Annotated in this window: 13 protein-coding genes and 1 pseudogene; 13 read left to right on the forward strand and 1 reads right to left on the reverse strand. The window is 45.3% G+C overall.

The annotated features are described in order from the left end of the window. Window positions 1-45: 45 nt before the first annotated feature. The 8 genes and pseudogenes from GQF01_RS00105 to GQF01_RS00135 all read left to right on the forward strand — a co-directional run bounded on the left by GQF01_RS00105 (window position 46) and on the right by GQF01_RS00135 (window position 11,942). The gene (locus tag GQF01_RS00105) at window positions 46-2,241 is read left to right on the forward strand and encodes a glycoside hydrolase family 88/105 protein (RefSeq protein WP_161404542.1); all 2,196 of its coding nucleotides are present in this window, start codon (window positions 46-48) and stop codon (window positions 2,239-2,241) included. 662 nt (window positions 2,242-2,903) lie between these two features. Next, a complete protein-coding gene (locus tag GQF01_RS00110) occupies window positions 2,904-3,764 on the forward strand; it encodes an ABC transporter permease (protein ID WP_328803367.1) in 861 nt (286 codons plus the stop codon). A 28-nt stretch (window positions 3,765-3,792) separates the two neighbouring features. Further along, window positions 3,793-4,668 carry a carbohydrate ABC transporter permease gene (locus tag GQF01_RS00115; RefSeq protein ID WP_161404712.1) on the forward strand — a complete coding sequence of 292 codons (876 nt, stop codon included), beginning with the start codon at window positions 3,793-3,795 and terminating at the stop codon, window positions 4,666-4,668. A gap of 82 nt (window positions 4,669-4,750) precedes the next feature. Beyond that, on the forward strand, window positions 4,751-6,388 hold the full coding sequence (locus tag GQF01_RS00120; RefSeq protein WP_161404548.1) for an extracellular solute-binding protein: 1,638 nt from the start codon (window positions 4,751-4,753) through the stop codon (window positions 6,386-6,388). 106 nt (window positions 6,389-6,494) lie between these two features. Then, window positions 6,495-8,720 carry a helix-turn-helix domain-containing protein gene (locus GQF01_RS00125; protein WP_161404551.1) on the forward strand — a complete coding sequence of 742 codons (2,226 nt, stop codon included), beginning with the start codon at window positions 6,495-6,497 and terminating at the stop codon, window positions 8,718-8,720. 33 nt (window positions 8,721-8,753) lie between these two features. Further along, window positions 8,754-9,377: pseudogene (locus tag GQF01_RS37020) on the forward strand (alpha-L-rhamnosidase N-terminal domain-containing protein); the annotation flags it as partial. Beyond that, window positions 9,378-10,958: a family 78 glycoside hydrolase catalytic domain gene (locus tag GQF01_RS36530; RefSeq protein ID WP_407945379.1), complete on the forward strand. Its 1,581-nt coding sequence runs from the start codon at window positions 9,378-9,380 to the stop codon at window positions 10,956-10,958. 99 nt (window positions 10,959-11,057) lie between these two features. Then, on the forward strand, window positions 11,058-11,942 hold the full coding sequence (locus tag GQF01_RS00135; RefSeq protein WP_161404557.1) for a helix-turn-helix transcriptional regulator: 885 nt from the start codon (window positions 11,058-11,060) through the stop codon (window positions 11,940-11,942). On the opposite strand, the gene GQF01_RS00140 is transcribed toward GQF01_RS00135, so the two are convergent. Next, entirely contained in the window at window positions 11,933-12,754 is an 822-nt protein-coding gene (locus GQF01_RS00140; protein WP_161404561.1) for a phytanoyl-CoA dioxygenase family protein, read from the reverse strand. The two genes, GQF01_RS00135 and GQF01_RS00140, sit on opposite strands and share 10 nt — an antisense overlap. A 448-nt stretch (window positions 12,755-13,202) precedes the next feature. Between GQF01_RS00140 and GQF01_RS36790 the strand changes: the two genes are divergently transcribed. From GQF01_RS36790 to GQF01_RS00165, 5 genes are all read left to right on the forward strand, one after another. After that, entirely contained in the window at window positions 13,203-14,039 is an 837-nt protein-coding gene (locus GQF01_RS36790; RefSeq protein WP_161404564.1) for a helix-turn-helix transcriptional regulator, read from the forward strand. 96 nt (window positions 14,040-14,135) lie between these two features. Next, a complete protein-coding gene (gene cysE / locus GQF01_RS00150) occupies window positions 14,136-14,786 on the forward strand; it encodes a serine O-acetyltransferase (protein ID WP_161404567.1) in 651 nt (216 codons plus the stop codon). Window positions 14,787-14,809: 23 nt separating this feature from the next. Beyond that, window positions 14,810-16,258, forward strand: a complete 1,449-nt coding sequence (locus GQF01_RS00155; RefSeq protein ID WP_161404570.1) for a phytoene desaturase family protein — start codon at window positions 14,810-14,812, stop codon at window positions 16,256-16,258. Window positions 16,259-16,294: 36 nt separating this feature from the next. Then, window positions 16,295-17,035, forward strand: a complete 741-nt coding sequence (gene fabG / locus GQF01_RS00160; protein ID WP_161404573.1) for a 3-oxoacyl-ACP reductase FabG — start codon at window positions 16,295-16,297, stop codon at window positions 17,033-17,035. A gap of 35 nt (window positions 17,036-17,070) precedes the next feature. Next, on the forward strand, window positions 17,071-17,325 hold the full coding sequence (locus GQF01_RS00165; protein WP_235958661.1) for an acyl carrier protein: 255 nt from the start codon (window positions 17,071-17,073) through the stop codon (window positions 17,323-17,325). Window positions 17,326-17,327 lie beyond the last annotated feature (2 nt).

Raw genomic sequence — 17,327 nt, forward strand, 5'->3', positions numbered from 1 at the left:
AGCGACTCTGCCCCTTTATTCATTGGGATGGGAGAGGAAGAGATCATGGCTGAGCGTTACATTGACATCAATGAGAGCATTTTTGCGAAATGTGGAGACCGTGTAGGCGAAATATTAGCTACAGTTGCAGACAGGTATGTCGGCAATAACCCGCCTCATCCGATGGCGTACCGAGCTTTTTGTGCTGATGGCATAGGAAAGAATCACGATTATAGTTATGACTTTCATTTTGTAAATCGGTTTCCTGAGATTCTGAATGGACAGATTGTCTACGCATGGTCGCAATATTGGAGTGACGTGGAGACGCCGCTCAATTTCATCTTACATTGCTATGGCCCGCTTATCTTGTATGCGAATGGGCAACCCATTTATAAAGCGAATATCGCCGATGAACTGAATCCAAAACGCAGAACGGTCGTTACGATTCAGATGAAGAAAGGCTGGAATCACTTGGTGTTCCAGTTTACGAAGACAGAAGCAGGCTGCGGAGGGTCTCTGGGGCCAGGCTCTTATAAGAGCAATCCGGTTCATTTCCTAGCACCTTCACCCGAGCGATTCGGCCACGAAGGATGGATCTACACGGCCCCGCAGAATCATGTTTGGAATGAGCTTCCAGGCGAGGGAACCACGGAAGGAGATCACGACATCGCTTGGTATCCGAAGCTGGCATGGAGTGATAATGAGCAGGCGAAGAACCCAGTAGCCCGCATCTTCGGTGAACTGAGCGACGGGTATGTCCTGGCGTGGACGAAGCTTCGTTCATTGTCGGCTGAACGGCGGCATGTTGAATTGAGCGGTCATGCGGAAGGAAGGATGGCCATTTATGTGGATGGGGAGCTGCAAGCTAGCATTGATCAAGCAGGCGCTTTCCAAGCTGTACTGCAGTTAGCGTATGGCGAGCATAACCTCGTCATTCAATGCTTTGGCGCGAACGGGAGCGCAGGCTTTCGTCTGGACCCGCTTTCGGCAGGCATTGAGCGCGTAGAGCCTTATCCTGTTCACGGAGCGAAGGATGAGTGGCTGTATGTGGGGCCGTTCGGTGCCAAGGACGTGATGCCTGAGGTTGAAGCTTCGCTGTTTGCCCTGGTGGAGACGCAGGAGGGCGGAACGTTCTGGCGGTTGGATCAGCCAAACACGTGGGTGCGACCGTTCACAGAGAATGCGTTGTTCGGCAAGTGGAATTATCCGCTTGGGGTGACGCTGTACGGGATGCTTCAGACGGGTAAGCTGCTCGGCCGTGATGATTTGCTTCAGTATGTCTACAAGCATATTGAAACGTGTACGCGGCTCTATACCTATGCGGGTTGGGATAAAGCCCAATACGGCGCTTCCGGTGTGCTGAACACGCTGGCTACACTGGACAGCTTGGATGATTGCGGCTCGTTCGGAGCAACGATGCTGCTTGCCCTGCAAAATCAGCCGCTTCAAGGCGCTGAGCGGATTGCGGACGTTATTGCGGATTATATTAGCAACAAGCAGGATCGACTGCCTGACGGATCCCTGTACCGTAAGCCAAAGCATGTTGATTTCCCGAACGCGACGCTGTGGTGCGACGACTTGTACATGAGCGTACCGTACATGTGCCGCTGCTACCAGCGGACGGGTGAAATCCGTTACCTTGAAGATGCAGCCAATCAATTCATCCAATTCAAGAAAAAATTGTACATCCCTGAGCTGCAAATCATGTCTCATGTCTATGACTTCGGAATCGACAAGCCGACGAAAATTGCTTGGGGCCGCGGCAATGGCTGGGTGATCTTTTCCTTGTCGGAATTGCTGGCCGAGCTGCCTGACAACCATGCGCAGCGAGGCGAGTTGCTGCAATTCTTCAATGAACTGAGCGAAGGCTACCTGCGCCTGCAAGGAGAGAATGGCCTGTGGCACCAAGTGCTGACAGAGCCAGCATCGTACGAGGAAACTTCGTGTACCTCGATGTTCCTGTATGCCTTTGCTCGCGGCGTAAGATATGGCTGGCTAACAGAGACAGAGAAGTATATCGCAGCGATCCACAAGGGCTGGAGCGGGATGGCCCGCATCTCCATCGATAAATTCGGCAACGTGTATGGTGTGTGCCGCGGTTCGGGATATTCGTATAGCGTTAGCTACTATAAGGACGATCTCTCCTGGCTGTTAAATGATACGCATGGCATCGGTATTGTGCTGCTTGCTGGCATAGAAGTGCTGCAGCTGGAGCGGCATTTGGACTCGGGGAAGCCCGCTGCTGAAGAGGTTCTTTCGTAATTAATTGTATCCCATTTATTTCAGAGGCTCTCCCTCGGTCATTGGATGACTGGGGACAGTCTCTTTTTTATGGAAGTGAGTCGGATAGCTGGAAAAACTCCCTTTATTTCGAGCTAGTCCTGGCTTGGAAAAGAAATAACTGGAAAAACTCCTGTTACTTTACTCCAATTCCCTGTTATTAGGCTCAAACGCCTCCAATAACGGGAGAAATTCCATGTATTCCCACTGCGGCTGGGGGATTTTAAGATTTAGCGGTAGTATTTCCCGCTAATCTTAGTGAAAACCCTATTTATGAAGCTGTTTGAACCCATGATTAGAGCGTTCTTGAAGCGTTCTCACCAAACACAAACCCTCCAGATGAGAAATGGAGGGTTCTTTGGTATGGATTCCTTTCCCCATAATGAAATAATTGAGGTAGGTGAAAAAGGTGAGATCGGAGGAGGATGTAAGAAATGTGATCTACAAGGAAATGTGTGAATTGAGAGGGAGCGGATCACGGGATAAGATAATTCCATAGTACGGCAAAGCGATCCGCGGTTATTGAAAATCAAATGTTGAGGAAGGTGAGAGAAATAGAGAAGCAACTCCATACGACAGTGCCTGGAAAACTCAATAGGAGACAGGGATTTGATCGCATGCGTTTCCGGCAAAACGTTCCCATTATGCTGATGTTTTTACCAGCGCTGGCATTCTTTCTTATCTTTCGCTATGCACCTATTGGAGGGCTTGTTATTGCCTTTAAAGACTACAATTTTGCAGATGGCGTGTTCGGAAGTCCCTGGGCAGGCTTCAAAAACTTCGAGATTCTGTTCTCGCAGCCTCAAATGCTGCGAATTATCCGCAACACGATTATTCTGAGTTTTTTACAAATTGTTGTCGGGTTTCCCTTCCCCATTATCTTAGCCATTCTATTGAACGAAGCCAGGAAGTTGTGGTTTAAAAAACTGGTGCAAACCCTTGTTTATTTGCCTCATTTTCTTAATTGGGTCATCATAGGCGGCATTATTGCCCTTGTGTTTGCTCAGGAGAAAGGGGTTTTGAATCATTTTGTTACCCAGTGGTCGGAAACGCCTTATCCCTTTCTGTACAAAGAGCATAGTTGGATAGCCATATTTGTGGGCAGTGGGATCTGGAAGGAAGCGGGGTGGAACGCCATCATTTATTTGGCAGCTCTTGCTGCGGTTGATCCTTCCCTGTATGAAGCAGCTAGCATGGATGGTGCAGGCAAGTTAAGGCAAATATGGAGCATTACATTGCCAGCTATATTGCCGACTATTGCTATCATGTTTGTTTTATCGGTTGGTCACTTTATGGAGGTCAGCTTCGACCAAATTTATGTCATGCAGAATTCGGCGGTCTCCGCGGTCTCAGATGTCATCTCCACCTGGAATTTCCGGGTGGGCATTAACGGCGGCCAGTTTAGTCTAGCTACGGCAATGGGCTTTTTTGAGTCGGTGGTCGCACTAGTGCTCGTTATTGCTGCCAATGTGATAGCGAGACGAACAGGCAATAGTCTTTGGTAGAAAGTTGGGTAGAAGGGAGTGTATTCTCATAAAAGCCACGTTTCCTGAAAAGTTTCTCTATGTAATCAATTATGCGCTTCTTGGCATTATCGCTGTCAGCTGCTTACTCCCATTGTTGCATATGCTTGCTCTGTCGCTCAGTACGAATGATGCCATTGTATCCGGATTCGTCAGCTTGTGGCCTATTGGATGGAATTTCGAGACGTATCATAAGCTTTTTACCGGCACGCGCATTGTAGAAGCGGCTCGTAATAGCATCGAGGTGACACTGGTTGGAACGGTTCTCAGCATGTTATTCACGATTTTAGGGGCGTACCCCTTATCCAGGAAGTTTATGTACGGTCGAAAATTTTTCACCATGCTTATTGTATTCACCATGGTTTTCAATGGCGGGTTGATTCCTACGTATCTGGTCATTAAATCACTCGGATTGATAAATACTTATGGCGCACTTTGGCTGCCTGGACTAATAAGCGTGTATAACATGTTGGTCATGCGTTCCTTCTTTAACGGCTTTCCGGAGGAGATTGAAGAAGCTGCCCGCATTGATGGCTGTGGAGAGATCAGACTGATGCTACAGATCATCCTGCCGCTTTCATTGCCGGTGCTCGCCGCACTAACACTTTTCTATGGGGTTGGCTATTGGAACTCCTTTTTCAGTGTCATGATCTACATCAACGATTCCAGTAAGAATACGCTCGCCGTACTTATCCAGCAAATGATTTCGAGCCAGCAGCTGTTGCAGGAAATTGCCAACACTTCTTCGGAGGATCTTACATCCGTTACACCGGAGTCGATTAAGGCGGCAGGGGTGTTTGTCATGATTGTACCCATGCTGATCCTGTATCCTTTTCTGCAAAAGTACTTCGTGAAAGGCGTAATGATTGGCTCTGTTAAAGGATAGCTGGATCATGTGAATCTCTGACAAGTCTGCTCTTCCTAAAAGAAGAATGCTTGTATACAATATTAACCAGGAGGGTTATTATATGAATAAAAAAGCGCTAGTCATCTCCACAGTTGCGTTGACACTTACGGCAACTTCACTGGTCGGCTGCTCCGATAGTAAGTCAGGAGAAGCTCAAACATCTTCTTCACCTCTTGCATCCGCATCTGCGCGCGCCATGAACCTCTCGATGTCGTTTTATGATCGTGGAACGATTGCTCCTGATCTCGGAACAGCCGAGAATAATATCTGGACCAAATTTATCCAGGAAAAAACCGGCGTAAATATAAAGATTTCACCCGTACCGCGTGCGGAATCCGTTAACAAGCTGAATACACTTGTCGCGTCTGGGTCAGCGCCGGATGTTATTTTAGAATACGATGTGGGATTCCGCAATCAACTGTATTTACAAAAGCAGATTATGCCAATCGGAGACTTGATCGATAAACATAGCACAACTTACAAGCAACTCTTAAATAAATTTCCGCTGCTCAAGAAGCTGAGCACGAGGGATGACGGTAAGATTTATGACTTTGGCCGCATTCTTGGTTATGTACCTTACAGCTATACGGTAGTTAGACAGGATTGGCTGGATAAGATGAAGTTAGCTGCGCCAAAGACAGCAGATGACTTATTTCAAATTGCGAAAGCGTTTGCAACGCAAGATCCAGATGGTAATGGCAAGAAGGATACTTACGGCATGAATTTGGCTGGAGGCGGCAGCTTAATTGATCCCATGTTCCAGAATGTAACCTGGATTATCAAAGACGGCAAATGGGTAAAGGATTGGGATCGCGCAGAAGCTGCTAACGCATTCCGCAAGAAGCTATTCGATGAAGGCATCGTCGATAAAGATTTTCTGACCGATAAGAATGGAAAGAAAGCCGAACAGGACTTTGTTACAGGCAAAATTGGCATCTATACAGGTGCAGGCTCGTACAAAGTTTTCACCTCTCTCTATGAAACCTTGCGTAAAAATGTACCGGATGCCAAGCTTGTGGCCATCGCTCTGCCATCCAGTCAGTTTGGCAGCTTTTCACCTGATTTCAATCCACCGGTACAGTTGACAGGTGTTTTGAACGCCAAAACGAAAGACCCCGAAGCTGCCATCAAAGTGATTGATTATTTGAGCTCACCGGAGTGGGTCAAAACAACGTATAGCGGCATTGAAGGTACACATTACAAAGTTGAAAATAACAAAGAGGTTCCGATTAATGCGGATAAAAATAAGAAAGAGCTTGACTGGTTGGGCGATTTCCGGATGTTAGGCGGCCAATATGTGTATAACGAATTTGATACGACGATGAAGGGTTTTGATCAGAATAATCCTCTTCAGAAGGAGTTTTACGATCTCGGTAAAGATATTTTCAGCTTGAACATCACCAAGGACCGCCCGTTAGCCAGTATTATGCTGGGTGGTTTCATGCCCACGCTCCCTGCTGACATGCAGTTCATCTCCAAGAACTTGCTTGATTCAGCGAGTAACCCCATTGGGGATCTATGGAATAAAGCGATTGTTAGCGGGGCCTCGTATTCTTCGGCGCAAGCGAAGCAGGATGCGATCAAGATTTGGGAGAAATCGGATGGAAATAAGCTGGAAGCGTGGTATCAAGATTGGTACACGAAGAATAAGGACACGATGGTGACTCAGAACGATTTATTTTCCATGAATTTTAACTAAAAGAGTATGGAGAATGCTGTCGGCAGATTTCTGCCGGCAGCCTTGTACGTACCGTCCCTATTAGACGGTTTCGCCTTTTCATTTCGAAGCCCGAGGAGCGCATGCCATGTTAAAGAAACACTCTTGGTTTTACCGTTTGGTTACAACCTACTTGCCTATTGTCTATTTGCTTGTTTTCGTCCTATTTTTTGTCTTCTTCATGACGATGAATAAGCAGTCCCAAACGCAAACCGTGAGTGCAAATGAAGCATTTACGCGATATACCATGCTTCAGCTTAACTCGATTCTCGGCAACATCGATCAGAATGTGAATGCGGCAACCGTGAATAATAGAGAGTTTAATCAATATATGTTCCAGCTTCACGATTCGGATGTCAATCCGTATTTGCTGCGCAGCAAGGTGGCGGAACTATTCAGGCAAGTTCAGGCTGGTTTTCCGTTCATTCAATCTATTTATTTCTACCGCAACATCGATCAGACTGTGCTCGGTACGGAGATGTATCTGCCACTTGCAGATTTTGGCGATAGCCATTTCGTACAGGAGCAGTTGAAGCAGCCACTCCCTAGCATTTGGACGAATGTAAGAAGCTACAAAGTACTTCCTTCTCAACCCTATGACATTGATGTTGTTTCACTCGTTAAAAAAGTCCCTTTTCTAACTGAGCCGAGCGGCATTCTCATCGTGAATATCGATGTTTCGAGTCTGGCCTCTTGGCTGCAAAGCATCTCTGCAAACTCAATTAGTTCAATTACGCTAGTAGATCAGGCCGGACATCTAATCGGGCAAAGTAAAGTTCAAGCCAACAAGGATATCCTTAACTTGAAGTTTGAAGAGACGGGTTGGACGTTTAACAGCGGTATAAAAGAAGCGTACCATTATGGGATTTTTTCAGAGCTCTACTACAGTTGGATTATTATCGGAGTTGTCATGGTTCTGATTGCCTCAGCTTTAATTATTTATTTGTCCAAACGATATGCAAGACCAATCGATGCCAGTATAAGCCGAATAACGGACTATTTGAACGTCAGACAGCCGGGTGGAGAATTAATTTCGGTTGTTGATGCCGCTGTAGATAAGATTATTGATTTCGCTGATCGTTATCAGTCAGAGAGTAATTTAAATCTGCCCTATCGTCAAAAATACTTTTTCCAAGAACTGATGACGGGGGACCGTCCGATAAGTCGAGATGAGTTGACCGATGAGATGCATAACTTTGGTTTACCTTGTAATTGGCGTTCCTTCATGACAGCCAAACTGGAGATAGATCGAATAAGCGATTTTACAGAAGGCTACTCTACGCGAGATCAGGTGCTCCTGAAATTTGTTTTGTCGAACGTGTTCAAGGAAACGGCTGAGCAGTATGGGATAGGCATTTGGAGTGAATGGATTTCCGTTGATAAAATGAGTATCCTGTTTGGGGCAGATGGCGAACTATCCATGGGTGATATTAGTACGATTTGTGAGAGTATGCGGTCGTGGGTAGAATCAAATCTTGCCTTCACTGTAACGATAGGAGTAGGGAAAAAGACGGAGCGTTCAGAGGATATCGGTGAATCCTACGAGCAGGCTGATAAGGCTGTACAATACCGCTCTGCATTTGGAAACAATCGCGTTATTCACTATGAGGATATAACTCGGCAGACGGAAACCGAGCTGTTTGATATTTTGCAATTAATCCGTACGATTGTCCAGCTATATAAAAGTGGAAACGATGAATGGTATAACCAGTTCGATTTCCTGTTCAAAGCCATCAATCGCGAATTGTATTCCCGGGACGAGTTAAAGAACCTGCTTTACTATATGACGTTTACTTTTACGCGTGAATTGTCCGAATTTCCTAGTGAGTACACCGAGTCATGGCGGGTGGAGGCGCTCATTCCGATTACCCAAGCGATTGACCGATTCGAAATGATGGAGGATATCAAGAAGATACTCGTAGAGCGGCTCAGCACCGTCGCCGAGTTGTGGAAGCAGCTTCGTGAAACGAAGAATCACAGGCTGCTAATTCATGATGTGAAAGCCTATATTGATTCCCATTACGCCAATGCAGACTTGTCCCTGCAACTGCTGGCAGAGCAATTCTCCTTAAGTAAAAATTACGTCAGCCGCTTATTTAAAGAAGAAACAGGTGAAAACTTTATCGATTATTTAACGTCGCTGCGTATCTTTCATTCGAAGCAGCTTTTGGAAGACACGGATACTTCGATACAGGATATCGCCGGACTGGTTGGTTATGAACATTATTTCTCGTTTAATCGGGCATTTAAGAAACTAACGGGGTTCCCACCGAGTGATTTCCGGAAGAAGCGCTTCATTGAGAAAACACTATAACTCCGTACTTGGTGTGTAAGCCATTTTGAAGAGGAGAGGGTTCAGTTGTCAAAAAAGTGGCAGGCAAGTTGGTTGACGGATCGTTCGTTTATGAATTTGCCAAAATCGAATTTCTACCATAAAGAACTTGAAGATTTCGTCGTAGAACCACATCGAGTGGATTTACAACATCACCATTGGTATGCAAGAACCGTGTTTGTGCTCGATGAGAAGAGCATGGAGGAGAAGGAGATCTGGCTTGATCTGACCGCAGATGACTATTACAAGCTGTATATCAACGGTGAGTTCGTTGGGCAGGGCCCTGCTCAAAGTGATGCGAACCATTACTATTACAATCGTATTGATCTTCGTTCGCATTTGAGGATAGGGGATAATGTCATTGCCGTTCATGTCTACTATCAGGGGTTGTTGAATCGTGCTTATAACAGCGCCGACTACCGGCAAGGCTTGCTAGCAGAGCTGTGGGCTGGTGAGAATTTGCTGGTGAAAACAGATTGTACGTGGAAAGCGAAGCGGGTACATGATAACCAGCGCGGTGTGATTTTCGGCTACGATACACAATTCACCGAGCATTTGGACGCAAGGCAATCAGAAAGAGGTTGGACAGAAGTCGGTTACGATGATTCAGCTTGGCAGCAAGCAGAAACGGCGGAGACTATCGATTATACATTTGTTCTTCAGCCGACTCCACTTCTTGACGTCTATAGGAAGCAGCCATCACATGTAAGGCAGCTGGCACCTGGTCATTATTTGATCGATTTCGGTGGAGAACTGACAGGTCAATTCGTCATGACGGCACAGGGAAAAGCGGGAGAAGAAGTGCATATATTTTCCGGAGAAGAACTGATGCCGGGGGATCAAGCGGTACGCTACGAAATGCGCTGCAATTGCCTTTATCATGATCAGTGGACATTATCCGGTGACAGTGATTCCTTCCAGACGTATGATTACAAAGCGTTCCGTTATGTCGAGGTGCAAGGGCCGGAGGAATCACTGCGCCCCTCATCCTTTCATGCGGTGGTAAGGCATTACCCTCTGGATGAACAAAGCTGTTTACTTCGCAGCTCGGATGAACGGATGAATCAAATTTTTGATATTTGTAAAAAAGGTGTCCAATACGGATCGCAGGAAAACTTCGTGGATTGTCCCAGCCGAGAGAAAGGTCAATATCTGGGTGACAATACGATTATTGGTCATTCGCATATGCTGCTCAGCGGCGATTTGCGGCTGTATCGCAAGGCTATCGAGCAATTCGGGCGCAGTTCTTTTGTCTGTGGAGGGCTCATGGCTGTTGTACCGGGGCACTTCATGCAGGAAATAGCTGATTTTTCTTTGCAGTGGCCTATGCAAGTGATGACGTATTTCAATTACAGTGGAGATAAGGCCTTTCTTCAAGAGATGTACCCGTATGCGGAAGGGCTGCTGCAGCATTTTGAGCAATTTGAGCGTGAAGATGGGATGCTGCAAGGCGTTACGGATAAATGGAATCTTGTCGATTGGCCGCAAGGGTTGCGGGATAACTATGATTTTGAACTAACCAAGCCTATAGGTCCTGGCTGCCATAATGTCATCAATGCCTTATATCTGGGTTGCGTGCATACCGTAAATGAGATGCGGGACTTGCTGGGGATTCATTATGAGAATCGTCTGCCCCAATTAAAGAAAAGCTTCTTGGAGGTTTTCTATGATGAGGAGAAAGCCTTATTTAAAGATTCGGAGAAAAGTAGGCATCACGCACTACATGCCAATGTACTCCCCCTGCTGTTTGGCATCGCTCCTGAGGAATCCGTCGTCGCTATCGTCGACATGATCCGGACCAAACGGTTCGCATGCGGCGTTTATTTCTCCTACTTTGTTATGAAGGCACTTGCAGAGGTGGGAGAGTATGAGTTGATCTATGAGTTGCTTTCGTCAGATGATGAGCATTCTTGGGGGAATATGCTGAAAGAAGGAGCAACTACCTGCTTCGAGGCGTGGGGGAAGGAACAGAAATGGAATACCAGCCTATGCCATCCCTGGGCAAGTGGACCTATTCCTGTGCTAATTGAAGATATTATCGGACTTAAGCCTGCTAAGCCGGGGTGGCAAGAAATCACTTTTTGTCCACAACTTCCGGCAACTTGGACGTCATTTTCTCTGCAGTTACGTGTTCCAACCGGAGAGATTGCGCTTAGTTACAACAACGGGGTGTGGACCGAAAGTTTTCCGCCCAATGTCACTGTCATAAGAGCGGAATAAGGGACAAACCGGAAAAACCGGACAAACACAACAAACGCAACAAACACGACAAACCGAACATATCAGATAAACTGGACACATGTAGAGGGGGCTAAGCTTTTGGTAAATCATACGAATGACCGCTTTCTAGAAAGCGATGCATTTCCATTCTATGCGGCCCCCTACGAACTTATCGCAGGAAGGTACGTAGCTCCGCACAGCCATGAATTCGTGGAATTCGTCTATATTGTTGAAGGTAGTGGCATGCACACCTATAAAGGCATTGAACACAAGCTTCACACAGGTGATGCGTTCGTCATTGAACCCGGTACGGAGCATGCTTACAGAGTAGGGGAGAGTGAACAGCTTCTTGTCTATAACGTCTTGTTCCATCCGTCCTTGATTTTCCATGAGTTGGAAAGGCTGCAGGAAGACTCCTCATTTTTCGATTTTTATTATGTCGTTCCCTTTATGCGTCAATCGGTCAAAGATCAGCCCTCGTTGTGGCTGTCCCCTGTCGAGCAGAGCGAATTGAAGCTACTGCTGGACGAAATTGTTCGGGAATTTACGGTAAAAGACCATGGGTATCGTTCGATGATCCGATCCAAGCTGGTGGAATGTTTCGTTTTTTTAAGCCGCTGCAACCGAAAGAACAATGACAGCGTGAGGCTTGCCAGTACATCAGAAAAGCAGGCGATAGAACAAATCGCCCGCTTCATTGAACGTCATCTGGATAAGCAGCTTAAGCTAGCCGAGGTTAGCCGTCTGTGCGGCATGAGTGTGTCTACCTTCAAGGCCAAGTTTAAAGCGAACACAGGACGTACGTTTTTGGAATACCGCAATGACATGCGAATCATGGCCGCCAAACGACTCTTGGTACAGACAGAGCTCAAAATGATAGATATTGCCCAAGAGGTCGGCTTTGAGGACATTAGCTTATTCAATCGTACATTTCGACAGTGGACGGGTATGTCTCCCCGCCAGTATCGAAAGGATCATCTTTGAGCAGGGACTTTGGCTAGCAGCGGGAACATCGGCCCGCGCAGCGGTTCCTCTGGTGTACAGGACTGTCCATCCGAAACCATGTGAGGTTTCCCGTTAAACGTTGTTCCGTCCGGCATATAGATGATTGCGTATGCGCGTCTAGGTTTATCAGTTTTATTCGCATGCGCATAATGAAAAGTAAGACCGTCATGAAATGTGCAGCTGCCTGCTTTCAAAGGTACCCTTACCGGCTTACGGTCAGCTAATTCGGTTCCTTGAACAAAGTCGAAAATATTAACGGGATCATGCAACGAGATGTTCGTTAGCTTCCCAACCTTATGAGACTTCGGTACAAACATCATACAACCGTTATTCTCATCCACATCATCTAGCGCAATCCAGATGCTCATGCAGCCATCCTCATTCATCGGCCACTTCGGAGAGTCTTGGTGCCATGGCGTGGCATTCGTGTCACCGGGCATTTTCCATAACGCATGATCGTGGAAAAAACGAATCCCTTTGGCACCTGTCAGACGCAGGGCGATTTCCGCAAATCGCGGGTGAAAGGCGAAGGTCGCCATGCCCCCGTGATCTCGCCAGGTGTTCACCTTCTGATTAAGTACTCTGGCGTAGGCTGCGTTGTCTTTGCCCGTTTTCACCGATAAGCCTTCCTTCGCACTCATCGACTCCTCCATATATTCGCGTAATGTCGCAAGCTCATCCTCATCCAGCAAATCATTGACTTGAACAAATCCGTTTTCTCGATAAAATTCAATGTGTTCCTGACTAATTAGGCGGTCTGCCGAGTGTTGGCCGAGTAGCTGTTCATGCATGGCGATCGTCCTTTCCGTATGGGTTTGGCGATTCCTTTAAGATAAGTATAGAAGCAATTCTTGGTAGGAACTAGGAGGATTCGCCGATGTTTCAGGCAGATTGGCTGAGAGTAGGCTGCTTTCTTGTAGACTTTGACCGTTTGTTTAATAAGTAAAGATAGGAATGTTCTGTGAGTTTGTACCCATGTACTTACCTGTTTTTTAAAATGTCGATTTTTGTAATTTTATGTTTGCAGATTGGCATTGTCGGATAGTTCAGTAGTTCAATAGACCCCCGTCTAGTACGGGTTGAAGCTGCTGATAATGTTTGCAAAATAAAGGTAATATTTGTTTACAATTTCATAATTTGACGAGTTTCGACCAAGAGAAATATGATTTATGTATACTATTTTTTCCAATACGCTGACTTCAAGCGTGCACACCATATCGGATAAAAAGGGGGAAATTCGTGTTTAATCTCTTTCGGTTTACCAAATCTGATTCCACTAGAAATTGGTTTCGACTTAACGATCTAGAGGAAAGTACGGTAATAAGTTGGAATCAGTTATTTCGGACGGGCAACAAAAAGGATGATTCGACTAGATTTACTTACCATTTATCAGGAAAAAAATTGCGCGAAAAGTTGGAAATAAATAAGAACTTGCTTTTACGCATCAGGAAAGAGCATCGGGAGAATATCGCCTCTGTCTTGATTAAACCGCACTTATTCGCCTTGATAGATACCGACGGAATTTTAATTGATATATGTGGTGATAAGGGAATTACGAAATCTTTAAAAAAGTATAAGGTCATTGGTGTTTCATTGAGTATGAAGCATGCAGGGATCAATCCCTATTCGGTATCCAAAGAATTGAATGCAACCTCGGTCATTGTAGGGAAAGAAAATACATTAAAGCTTTTCCATCAATTCACGGCAATCTGTACGCCATTGAGAGTAGCCGACGAGGTCATAGCGTACATCGGCCTTGTTATTCAAATTGATGATGATATCGACTTTGCCGTGGCACTTCTGGAACAATATGCCAAGACGCTTCAGGATAAGCAAGTTGATGTATCGGAGGATAAGCTGATCAGATTAAATCGGCTTTTTGAGGAATATTCCTTAACGAAGAGAGAGCGAGAGGTGGCGATATTATGGCTGCAGAATCAACCCACTTCTCTTATTTCTTTTTCCTTGTGTATTACGGAGGGTACGGTATGGAACATGATTAAAAAGATTTATAGAAAAACCAATGTAAGGGGGAAAGTTGAGCTTGTTACCAAGTTTCTAGTGAATCAAAATTAGGTACCATTTGGGATATATATATTAAAAAGAATATCGTTTATGCTGAAATTAAGAGTTTTGCAGAAAAACGCAAAAAATGTTGGTAGGAGAAGATCTATGTTAAATAGGATATTCAAAGATGTCCAAGCGGTGCTTGAAAGAGATCCTGCTGCAAGTAATGCTATAGAGGTAATCCTTTGCTATCCTGGTTTTCATGCCATATTTCTTCATCGTATTTCACATCGTTTATACAAAAAGGGATTTGTGCTGCTAGCAAGATTACTGGCCAATGCGAATCGCTTCTACACGGATATTGATATTCATCCAGCGGCCAATATTGGACAAGGCATTTTCATGGATCACGGAATGGGTATTGTCATTGGAGAAACCGTTGAAATTGGCGATTACGTAACGATTTATCAAGGTGTCACTTTAGGGGGGACTGGCAAAGAGACAGGGAAAAGACATCCGACGATCGGCAATCATGTCATGATTAGCTCGGGAGCGAAGATTTTGGGACCCTTTTATGTGGGGGATCATTCCAAGATTGGGGCTGGAGCTGTTGTATTAAAAGAAGTTCCACCGCATTGCACCGTTGTCGGTATTCCTGGCAGAATTGTTAGAAATCATAGTCAACTGCCTACAGATGCGCTTCACATTAGTCAGTTGCCCGATTCCCAACATCAGAACCATTTGATGCAAAAAATCGCTCTTCTTGAGAAAAGAGTGGAAGAATTAGAGAAAGAGAAAATGTTCCAATATCGATAGTTTGGGGAAGGGATCACAGGACAATGCAGGATATACTGATCGTTGGTTCAGGCCTAGGCGGATTGGTTTCAGCAGCTTTTTTAGCAAAAAAGGGGTTTCAGGTTACTGTCTTGGAAAAGCACTATATTCATGGGGGATACGCATCATCCTTCCGCAGACGCAACTGGGAGTTTGATGTTTCCTTACATTGTTTAAGCGGACTGGGAGAGGGCGGTAGAATAAACAGCATTTTTAAGGAAATCGGACTTTTTGACAGAGTTGAGTTTTCTCGGGCTGACCCGTTGTACCGGGCTGTTTTCCCCAACAGCGATATTGTCGTTACGGGGGATTATAACGAATACAGAAACGAATTAATTCGCCGGTTTCCAAGTGAGCAACAAGGGATTGAAGCTTTATTCGAGCTTTTTATCAAGATTAGCAATGAAAACATGGCGAGTTACAAGGGTATTCCAGTGGTCACGATTACTTATAAGGATTATACGTTGCAGCAAGTGTACGATCGTTTTAACTTATCACCCCCTTTGCAAGCTGTGTTATCACAATTCTGGTGTTATTTGGGGCTGCCGCCGAATCGCCTGTCTGCCCTGTATTTTATTTTTACCTGGATTGATTACCATGTGTTTGGCGGATATTATCCGAAAGGCAAGTCACAGCAGCTTTCCAACGCTTTTAAAGCAATCATAGAAGAAAATAAAGGCAAGGTCGTTACTCGTGAAGAAGTCCAGCATATTTATGTGAAAGAAAATGAAGCCTACGGCGTACAAACGAAAAAGGGCAATACCTACTTGAGTGACAAAGTAATCTCTAATATAAACCCGCAGCAAACACTGAATATGTTGTCAGGGAACATGGAACTTCCGCAGGTGTATGAGGAGAAAGTGAAGAATTTGGAGCCTTCGTACTCTTGCGCGCAAGCTTACATTATTGCTGATGTGGATTTTGCTGAGGTGTATGGGGAAGTTTGTCACGAAATATTTGTGAACTACTCCTATGACCAGAATCGGATTGATGGGGATATTAAGGAAGGCAATTACGATCAACTTCCTTTTTGCATCACGATCTATGAGAACATCATCCCTGAGTATCAGAATAAAAAGGTTTCGACCTTGACGATGATGCAGCTATGCAGCTCAGAGGATTGGATTCATCTAAGCGAAGAAGATTATCGGAGCAAGAAAGCGGAATTAATGCAGCTGTATTTGAACAAGCTAGAGGCTTTATATCCGGGGATCAAGGAGAAGATATTGCATATGGAACTGGCAACCCCCAGAACCATTATGCGGTATACGAACCATCCGAATGGCGCGATTTATGGTTCAGCTCAAATTGTTGGACAAGCCGTACAAAATAGTCTCCCGCATCTCACGCCAATCAAAAATTTATTCCTGGTGGGAGCATGGACTAGGCCTGGTTCCGGCTACAGCGGAGTGATTTCAAGCGGATACAACTTATCGAAATTGATCAATCAGTAAGAAGCAAGTATCGCCTAAAGGATGTGACGGTTCCGTTTGCTAAAAGATAAAACATATCTCGTAACGGGTGGCTCAAGAGGAATAGGACGAGCTGCAGTGATGGCGTTATGGCAAGCAGGAGCTAATGTGGCTTTTACTTACCGCAACAATCATGACGCAGCTGAGGAATTATGTGCTCAAGCGCAAGGTGCTGAGAATAAGCTTCTTGCGATTCAGGCCAATGCGGAAGAGCTTGATAAGGCCAAAGAAACCGTCGCACAGGTAAAGCAAGCCTTTGGTACGCTGGATGGGATTGTCATTAATGCGGGGATTACACGTGACAAGCCGTTGTTCATGATGGACGAGACAGAATGGGATGATATCATGAACACCAATTTGAAAGGAACGTATAACTACGCGAAGGCTGTCGTTTATGATTTCATGAAGCAGCGCTCAGGAAGAATCATATGCGTCTCATCGATCAGTGGCCTTATGGGAGTAGCGGGACAAACGAATTATTCAGCAGCCAAGTCGGCTCAAATCGGATTCGTCCGTTCCTTATCTAAGGAAATAAGCAAATTTGGCATTACGGTTAATGCGGTTGCCCCCGGCTTCATTGAAACAGATATGTGGAGAGATATGGATGAAAAGGAGCGGGATCGTGCTGTTAAACAAATTCCCGCTGGCCGTATCGGATCTGCCGAAGAAGTTTCACATGCAATTTGTTTCTTAATGTCGCCACAATCCAGTTATATAACGGGGAATGTTCTTGTTGTTGATGGCGGTTTGAGTTCTTAACTCGTATAAATCCTAAAAAAATGGAGTGATTTGTGATGACAGAAGAACAAGTAAAAGAAAAATTGCGCGCTATTATTTCGGAAGCTATTGAAATTGACGAGTTTGACGATAATGACGAATTTATCCGTGATCTTGGCGTCGATTCCATGATGACAATCGAAATTGTTTCCAGAATCGAGAAGGCTTTTAAAGTTACGATCCCCGAAAATTCGCTTTCTGAATTTAGAGATTTGCAGCATACATCGCGAGCAATGAGCATCATCTTGAAACAACATGAATTAGTTAAATAGGT

Source organism: Paenibacillus silvestris, assembly GCF_009882985.1.
GTDB classification, from domain to species: domain Bacteria; phylum Bacillota; class Bacilli; order Paenibacillales; family NBRC-103111; genus Paenibacillus_E; species Paenibacillus_E silvestris.

Excerpts from the sequence above, each read along its gene's own strand:
- GQF01_RS00110 (WP_328803367.1), top strand. The coding sequence starts at position 2,904 with ATGCTGATGTTTTTACCAGCGCTGGCATTCTTTCTTATCTTTCGCTAT.
- GQF01_RS00120 (WP_161404548.1), top strand. The coding sequence starts at position 4,751 with ATGAATAAAAAAGCGCTAGTCATCTCCACAGTTGCGTTGACACTTACG.
- GQF01_RS00105 (WP_161404542.1), top strand. The coding sequence starts at position 46 with ATGGCTGAGCGTTACATTGACATCAATGAGAGCATTTTTGCGAAATGT.
- cysE (WP_161404567.1), top strand. The coding sequence starts at position 14,136 with ATGTTAAATAGGATATTCAAAGATGTCCAAGCGGTGCTTGAAAGAGAT.
- GQF01_RS00140 (WP_161404561.1), bottom strand. The coding sequence starts at position 12,754 with ATGCATGAACAGCTACTCGGCCAACACTCGGCAGACCGCCTAATTAGT.
- GQF01_RS00125 (WP_161404551.1), top strand. The coding sequence starts at position 6,495 with ATGTTAAAGAAACACTCTTGGTTTTACCGTTTGGTTACAACCTACTTG.
- GQF01_RS00165 (WP_235958661.1), top strand. The coding sequence starts at position 17,071 with ATGACAGAAGAACAAGTAAAAGAAAAATTGCGCGCTATTATTTCGGAA.
- GQF01_RS00155 (WP_161404570.1), top strand. The coding sequence starts at position 14,810 with ATGCAGGATATACTGATCGTTGGTTCAGGCCTAGGCGGATTGGTTTCA.